Annotated in this window: 4 protein-coding genes and 1 pseudogene; 3 read left to right on the top strand and 2 right to left on the bottom strand. The window is 74.1% G+C overall.

Annotated elements, in window-relative coordinates:
• Positions 1-653 (bottom strand): annotated as a pseudogene (locus tag M8J74_RS42965) (hypothetical protein); the annotation flags it as partial.
• A 137-nt stretch (positions 654-790) separates the two neighbouring features.
• Between M8J74_RS42965 and M8J74_RS42960 the strand changes: the two are divergent.
• Positions 791-1759 carry a helix-turn-helix domain-containing protein gene (locus tag M8J74_RS42960; protein WP_249841597.1) on the top strand — a complete coding sequence of 323 codons (969 nt, stop codon included), beginning with the start codon at positions 791-793 and terminating at the stop codon, positions 1757-1759.
• Positions 1760-2363: 604 nt separating this feature from the next.
• Here M8J74_RS42960 and M8J74_RS42955 read toward each other — a convergent pair.
• A complete protein-coding gene (locus tag M8J74_RS42955) occupies positions 2364-3203 on the bottom strand; it encodes an SDR family NAD(P)-dependent oxidoreductase (protein ID WP_249841596.1) in 840 nt (279 codons plus the stop codon).
• Positions 3204-3290: 87 nt separating this feature from the next.
• Between M8J74_RS42955 and M8J74_RS42950 the strand changes: the two genes are divergently transcribed.
• Entirely contained in the window at positions 3291-4145 is an 855-nt protein-coding gene (locus tag M8J74_RS42950; RefSeq protein WP_249841595.1) for a helix-turn-helix transcriptional regulator, read from the top strand.
• A 154-nt stretch (positions 4146-4299) separates the two neighbouring features.
• The gene (locus M8J74_RS42945; RefSeq protein ID WP_308406191.1) at positions 4300-5514 is read left to right on the top strand and encodes a glycosyltransferase; all 1215 of its coding nucleotides are present in this window, start codon (positions 4300-4302) and stop codon (positions 5512-5514) included.
• The last annotated feature ends 236 nt before the right edge of the window (positions 5515-5750 follow it).

Here is a 5750-nt window from a genome sequence, read left to right as displayed (position 1 = left end):
ACCAGCCGCGCCTCGGCCGGCCAGCGGTCCACGGCACACCGATGCCGATGCGGCGCCGCCCCCGGCAGGACGCGCTCGGCCGCGCCCGACGGCCCGTCGGCCCCGGCTCGGACCCGCAGTTCACCCGCCCTGCGCGCATCCCACAGGTGCCGGTGCAGATCCATCCGGAAGCGCGGATGGGGATGCGGGTGCGGGCAGCCGACGGTCCCGGCCCAGGAGCCGGTCCGGGAGCCGTCCCAGAGCGCCAGAGCGATCCGCTGGCCGGCATCCGCCCAGGCGGGCGGCGTCCGCGCCACCAGATGCAGCGCGTAGGGGCCGTCCCGGCCCACGGCGGTGTACCGGGCCAGACCGACCGTCAGACCGGGCCGCAGCAGCCCGTCGGGGGCGATCCGCGGCATGTGCCAGCGCAGCAGGTCGGGAGCCAGATGCCGCAGGTCGTCCCGGACCCGGGCGGCCGGCTCACGGCCGTGGACACGCGCCACGGACCGCGGATCGAGGTCGACGTCGATCCGAGCGGCGGCACACGCGCCCGCCCAGTCCCCGGCGAGGCGCCGGGCGGTCGCGGTCTCGATCATGGAGGGCGGCACGGCGAACTCGCGCACGCGCAGCCACAGGGAGAGTCGGGAGTCCTCGTTCGCGAGGTGAGTGACCATCAGCACTCACCTTGCGCGGACGGGACCCCCCATCTGTCAACGCAGGAAGTCGTCATCGCGGGCGAGCGTAGCGTCCCCCGCTCCGCGCTGTCAGCCGCATTTCCCCGGGCCCAGGACGCCTGTGATTGACTACGGCCGTGTTGGACGAATCGGTTCTGCAAACCCTGGACCTCCCGGTGGCCGACCGTTTCGAGGCCTGGACCGAGCGTCTGGGCCGCACCCACGCGCCCATGGATCTGGCCAGCGACCGCGCGGCGGACTACCGCGGAACGCAGCGCCTGATCAGCCTGGGCGACGTGACCGTGTGGCCGGCGACCTTCGACCACCTGGTGTTCCGCCGGACACCGAAGCTCGTACGGTGCTCCGACCCCGAGGTCTACCACCTCTCCCTCCTCAGGAGAGGCGAGGGAGCGGCCAGTTGGGGGCGGGAGCAGCTCGCCTACAGCAGCGACGACATCCACGCCAACAGCTCCTCACGGTCGTACGAGATCCACACCGGGAGCGAACCGGTCAGCATGATCGGCGTCGAGATCCCGCGCGCCCTCGTGGCGCTGCCCGACGACCGGGCGGACCGGGTCATCGGCAACCGCATCTCGAGCCGCGAGGGCATCGGAGCGCTGCTGGCGCAGTTCCTCGTCCAGCTCGTCTCGGACACCACGCCCTACCAGCCGGCCGACGCGCCGCGGCTCGGTGCCGTCGTCGCCGACCTGACCACCGCCGTCTTCGCGCACGCCCTGGACGCCGAGCGCCGGGTGCCGCCCGAGACGCACGCCCGGACGCTGACGCTGCGCATCAAGGCGTTCATCCGCCGCCACCTCGCCGACCACGAACTGACCCCCGCAGGCGTCGCCGCCGCGCACCACATCTCGCGCAGCTACCTGTACCGCCTCTTCCAGGCCGAGGGCACGACCGTCGCCGCGTACATCCGCGAGCAGCGGCTGGCCAACGCCCGCCGCGAGCTCACCGATCCGGCGCTGCGGGCGCTGCCGATCCACGCCGTCGCGGCCCGCTGGGGCTTCCCCCGGGCCGCGGAGTTCACCCGCGCCTTCCGCACGGCCTACGGCGTCCCACCGAGCGAACTACGCCGCGAACGGTCCGCCGAGTAGGGGCGGATCGCCGTCCGTCGAGCAGTCGTTGACTGCGCGCCGAGCAGGCGTCGACTGCGGGCTCAGTAGCCGTTGACCGTCCGTCGAGCAGGTGTGGAGCGCGTGCCGAGCAGGCATGGACCGCGCGCTGAGCGGGCGTGGACTGCGGGTCGAGGAGCCGTTGACCGTCCGTCGAGCAGGTGTGGAGCGCGTGCCGAGCAGGCATGGACCGCGCGCTGAGCGGGCGTGGACTGCGGGTCGAGGAGCCGTTGACCGTCCGTCGAGCAGGTGTGGAGCGCGTGCCGAGTAGGCATGGACCGTCCGCTGAGCGGGCGTGGACTGGGCGTCGAGGAGCCGTGGACGGTCCGTCGAGCAGGTGTGGAGCGCGTGCCGAGTAGGCATGGACCGTCCGCGGAGCGGCCGTGGACTGCGCGGCGAGGAGCCGTGGACCGTGTGCCAAGTAGTTGTGGACCGTGTGCCAACGACAGATCGGCGCGCGTCCGCGCATCCTGTGATCAACGCGCCGGACATACGGGGCCGACGAGGGCCGGTGCCAGGACCGCGTGGGGAGTCCTGGCCCCGCCCCCGGAACGGTGGAGAGGTGCCGTCGCGGGACGGTGTCCGCTCAGGCCCGCATTCCGCCGTCCACCTGCAGCACCGCGCCCGTCACGAACGAGGCCCGGTCGCTGAGCAGCCAGGCCGCGGCCTCGGCGATCTCCGACGGGTCGGCCGCGCGGCCCAACGGCGTCTGGGCGGTGAGCTGCGCGACGATGCCGGGGGAGTCGGCCTCCCAGTCGTCGATCATCTCGGTGAGCGTGGTGCCCGGCGCGATGGCGTTGACGCGGATGCCCTCGGGGCCGTACGTCGCCGCGGCCGACGCGGTGAGGCTGTTGAGCGCCCGCTTCGCCGCGCCGTACACCGGCAGCCACGGGTTGGCCATCAGACTGCCCACGCTGGAGGTGTTGACGATCGCCCCGCGTCCGGCGGTGGCCCGTACGGCGGCAATCTCGGCGCTCATCGCCACCCAGGGGCCCTTGAGGTCGACGGCCACGACGCGGTCGAACTCGTCCTCCGGCAGCTCGTCCAGCGGCCCCGGAGGCTGCCCCGTCGCGCCGTTGTTGAAGGCCACGTCGAGGCGGCCGTAGACCTCCACCGTCCGGTCGACGGCGGCCCGGACGCTCGCCGGGTCGGCCAGGTCGCAGCGCACGTGGTCGGCGGTGCCGCCGGCCGCCCGGATCTCCTCCGTCACCGCCTTCAGCTGCGCCTCCGTACGGGACGCCAGCATCACTCGCGCCCCCTCGCGGGCGAACAGCCGCGCCGCGGCGGCGCCGATCCCGCGACCGGCGCCGGTGACGAAGGCGACCTTGCCGGCCAGCAGACCGGCGGTCGCGGCGGCCGCCTCCGGTGTCGTGTGCGGTGCCGTGTCCGGCGTAGCGGTCGGTGTCGTGTTCGGTGCGTCGTTCATGCCGACGAGCCTGTGGCCGCCGCCGTTTCCCATCCAGGCACCGACGGTACCTGGATGCGCTCACGCCTGCCCCCGCACACCGGATCCGTGGACCGACGAGAACTGGCCGACTTCCTGCGCGGCCGACGCGAGCGCATCACCCCCGCCGACGTCGGCCTCCCTCCGGGGCCGCGCCGTCGCACCCCGGGGCTCAGGCGGGAGGAGGTGGCGCAGCTGGCGTACATCTCGACCGAGTACTACACCCGTCTGGAACAGGCCCGCGCCCCGCACCCCTCCCGCGAGGTGCTCGCCCAACTCGCCCGCGCCCTGCGCCTGTCGGACGCCGAACGCGACCACCTCCACGCCCTCGCGGGCACCCCGCGGGGACCGCTGCTGGGACTCTCGCGCGAGGTCCGGCAGAGCATCGCCGACCTCCTGCACCGGCTGCCGCACGCCGCGGCCCTCGTGCTCTCCGCCGCCTACGACGTCCTGGCCTGGAACGACCTCGCCGCCGCCCTCATGGAGGACTTCTCCGCGCTGCCCCGCCGCGACCGCAACCTCGTGCGCCGCGCCTTCCTCGGACCGCGCCCGCCGGGCCGACGGCGGCTCTACGGAGTCTCGGACGCCGAGGAGTTCGGCCGTTCCGCGGTCCAGCAGCTGCGCGCCACCGCCGCCCGCTATCCCGACGACCCCGAAGTGACCGCGCTCGTCGGTGAACTACGCGCGGGCAGCGAGGAGTTCGCCCGCCTGTGGGCCACCCACGACGTCACCGCCGTGCCCACGCTGTGCAAGACCTTCGACCATCCGCTGGTCGGCCCCGTCACCGTCAACTGCGACGTCCTGGACATCACCGACCGCGACCAGCACGTCGTCATCTACACCGCGACGCCCGGCACACCGTCCGCGGAGGCGCTGCGCCTGCTGTCGGTCGTCGGCACACAGCGGATGGACGTGCCGTCCTAGAGACGTGCCATCCTGGAAACGACGAAGGCAAGGAGGTCACCCACTCCTTGCCACTCTCAACCTATAGCGCACCGGGGGGCTTGCGGCAAGGCCCCCGTCGTGCCGCAGAATCGTCGGCCTGAGGCCAGGACCTGCGGAAACGGGGAGTCACGTAGTGCGTGTGGTGTTGTCGACGTATGGATCACGCGGAGACGTGCAGCCGATGGCGGCGCTCGCGCTGCGGCTGCGGGAACTCGGCGCGCAGGTGCGGGTGTGCGCTCCCGCGGACGAGGAGTTCGCGGAGCTGCTGGCAGGCGTCGGCGTGCCGATGGTGCCGTTCGGCCCGTCGGCGCGCGTCCTGACCAGGACGGCGCCGCGCTCGCCGGAGGGCCTGCCCCAGCGCGCCGCCGCGCTGATCGCGGGGCAGTTCGAGGTGCTGCCCGCGGTGGCGGAGGGAGCCGACGTGCTGGTGGCGACCGGGATGACGCCGGCCGCGGCCGGCGCCCGGTCGGTGGCCGAGAAGGTCGGCATCCCCTCGGTGTCCGTGACCTTCCAGCAGGTCACCCTGCCGTCACCGGTGCGGCCGCCGCTCGCGTACCCGGGACGGCCCCTCCCGCCGGAGGTGACCGACAACCGGGTCCTGTGGGACCTCGACGCGCGGAACGTCGACGCGTTGTTCGGCGAGGCCCTCAACACCAACCGCGCGACGCTCGGTCTGCCCCCGGTCGACCACGTCCGCGACCATGTCGTCGGCGACCGGCCGTGGCTGGCCACCGACCCGGTCCTGGACCCGTGGCAGGGGGAGCCGGACCTCGACGTCGTACAGACCGGTGCGTGGCTCCTGCCCGACGAACGGCCCCTCCCGGCCGGCCTGTCGGCCTTCCTGGACGCCGGTGAGCCGCCGGTGTACGTGGGTTTCGGCAGCATGCCGCTGCACGCGTCCCCGGATGCCGCCGAGGCGGTCGTCGAGGCGGTGCGCGCGCAGGGGCGGCGCGCTGTCGTCGCCCGTGGCTGGGCCGACCTGGCGCCGATCGACGACCTGGCCGACTGCTTCGCCGTCGGCGAGGTCAACCAGCGGGCGCTGTTCGGGCGGGTCGCCGCCGTCGTGCACCACGGCGGCGCCGGTACCACGACGACCGCCGCCCGGGCCGGCGTGCCGCAGGTGGTCGTGCCGCAGCTGGCGGACCAGCCCTACTGGGCGTCCCGGGTGGCCGAGCTGGGCATCGGCGTGGCGCACGACGGTCCGGTTCCCGCTGTAGAGTCCCTCTCGGTCGCGCTCAAGGCGGCCCTGACCCCTGAGGTCCGCGCACGGGCGGCCGCCGTGGCCGGCACGGTCCGCGCCGACGGAGCGGACGTCGCCGCGAAGCTGCTGACCGACACCTTCGGCTGAACCGGACACCCCATGGCGCCGACCCGGGCCCCGGCCCGACAACGGCCCCGGGCGACGCCCCAGGGCCCGCCACGGACGGCCCTCCGCCTCCCGCAGGCCCACCGCCGTCAGACCTCGCATCCCGGCGACCGGGCCTGCGGAGGCTCCCAGGGGTACAGCACAGCTCCCGGCGGGCCGGTCTCAGGTGGCGCTCCATGTCCGGCGCGAGGGCCGGCGTCGGTCACGCATCCACTCCG

It is taken from the genome of Streptomyces panaciradicis (assembly GCF_023516615.1).
Taxonomy (GTDB): Bacteria; Actinomycetota; Actinomycetes; order Streptomycetales; family Streptomycetaceae; genus Streptomyces; species Streptomyces panaciradicis.
Note: the sequence above shows the minus strand (reverse complement) of the source record. Positions and strands in the feature narration are given on the sequence as shown.